General features: G+C 50.4%; 3 protein-coding genes. All 3 read right to left on the reverse strand.

Features of this window, described 5'->3' with window-relative positions:
- Positions 1 to 744, reverse strand: a 744-nt coding sequence (locus tag C0039_RS15680; protein ID WP_243391638.1) for an iron-containing alcohol dehydrogenase, incomplete at its 3' end; no start/stop codon positions are given.
- 74 nt (positions 745 to 818) lie between these two features.
- Positions 819 to 1142 carry a ferredoxin FdxA gene (gene fdxA, locus C0039_RS15685; protein ID WP_101518623.1) on the reverse strand — a complete coding sequence of 108 codons (324 nt, stop codon included), beginning with the start codon at positions 1140 to 1142 and terminating at the stop codon, positions 819 to 821.
- Positions 1139 to 1411: a molybdopterin dinucleotide binding domain-containing protein gene (locus tag C0039_RS15690; RefSeq protein ID WP_165787160.1), complete on the reverse strand. Its 273-nt coding sequence runs from the start codon at positions 1409 to 1411 to the stop codon at positions 1139 to 1141. The genes fdxA and C0039_RS15690 overlap by 4 nt, the downstream gene beginning before the upstream one ends.
- Between the last annotated feature and the right edge of the window lie 167 nt (positions 1412 to 1578).

The raw sequence follows: 1578 nt of genomic DNA on the forward strand, positions 1-1578 counted from the left end.
TGCTCTTAGGAGATAACGAAAGATAAGCTTAACAGCCAGCCTTGCTTCTCGATCTGTCTTTTCTGTGGCCCCTCTACTGACGTAAGCTTCGACAGCGTGTGTTAGAGCGTCTATCCCTGTCGCTGCTGTGATCGAAGGTGGCAGGCCCTGCATAATCACGGGATCCAGAGCGATGTAATCGGGACACATCTTACCGTCGGTGATCAGTACTTTCCGATGCGTGGCCGGGTCTGATATTACGGCTACCGGCGTGATCTCGGCACCGGTCCCAGCGGTGGTCGGTACAGCGAAATGTGGGACAGCGGGCTTTTTACTTTTCGATACACCCTCGAACTTATCCAGGGACAAGCGGTTGTCGTGCAATAGTGCCATCATCTTCGCTGCATCAAGTACCGAGCCGCCCCCCACAGACACAATGGCGTCACAGCCGCTATTTCCGTAAGCCCTACCCCCCTCGATCACCGCATCAAAATCAGGATTGGGCAGTACGCCATCGTACACAATGTACTCTACGGCTGCGGCTCTAAGTGAAGCTTGCATCTCATTCAGCAGGCCAGATTCAGCGAGGAAATTATCAGTGACAAGTAGGATCTTACGGAACCCCAACATTGATATCTCATTACAAAGGTGTAGTGAAGATCCCTCCCCTTTGAACACCATGGGGGATTTTTTGGGCAAAAACCGCAACACCCTGATTGCCCCGAAGGCTCTGATCATGAAATAGAGTCGGACTAAGAATTTCATTTGTAATTACCTAAATACTATGAACATTATCCATGTTCTGTTGCTAGTGCAGTTGACCGTTCCCCATCGGATCTTTATCTCTCAAGGTATTGGAGCTTGTTCGGTTTTCCGGCCCACTCTTCCGCGTCGGGCGGTGCCGGTTTGATCTCTGTAATATTCGGCCAGACTTCTGCCAACTCGGCATTGAGTTCCAGAAAGACCGACTGATCATCTGGCAGTTCATCTTCAGAGTATATGGCGTCTACGGGACATTCCGGCTCACACAAGGCACAGTCGATGCATTCATCGGGGTGAATAACCAGGAAGTTAGGGCCCTCATAGAAGCAATCAACCGGGCAGACCTCGACACAGTCAGTGTGTTTACATTTGATACAGTCTTCAGCAACGACAAACGTCATGATATTTTCTCCACGGTCGCAGGAACGTGCTTGTGCCATGGTGTCCCCGCAAGAACGTCCCCATGATCGGTATACGTCAATTGGTTCACGTTAACACCTACATGCTCCGTGGGTTCATTAAACCGAAGCTTGTTATCAAAGCCACTGCCGTTTGGAATGGACATATGTCCGAGTTGCATAATTTCTGTAACTTCGACCACCGTCGTGCATGCGCCGGCCTTCGTGGCCAATCTGACGACGTCGCCCGTCTCAATTATTCTTTCGGTCACGATGCGTCTCTCTTGTCAATCGTCCATAAATCGGGTCAATCCATGAGAAAAAGAAAGCCCCTTTCGCAAGGGGCCTTAATACTCACGGCCTAGAAAAAGCCCATCGGATCGATGCTGTAGCTCACCAGCAGGTTCTTGGTCTGCTGGTAATGGTCCAGCATCATCTT

Source organism: Pseudohalioglobus lutimaris (assembly GCF_002866825.1).
Taxonomy (GTDB): Bacteria; Pseudomonadota; Gammaproteobacteria; order Pseudomonadales; family Halieaceae; genus Halioglobus; species Halioglobus lutimaris.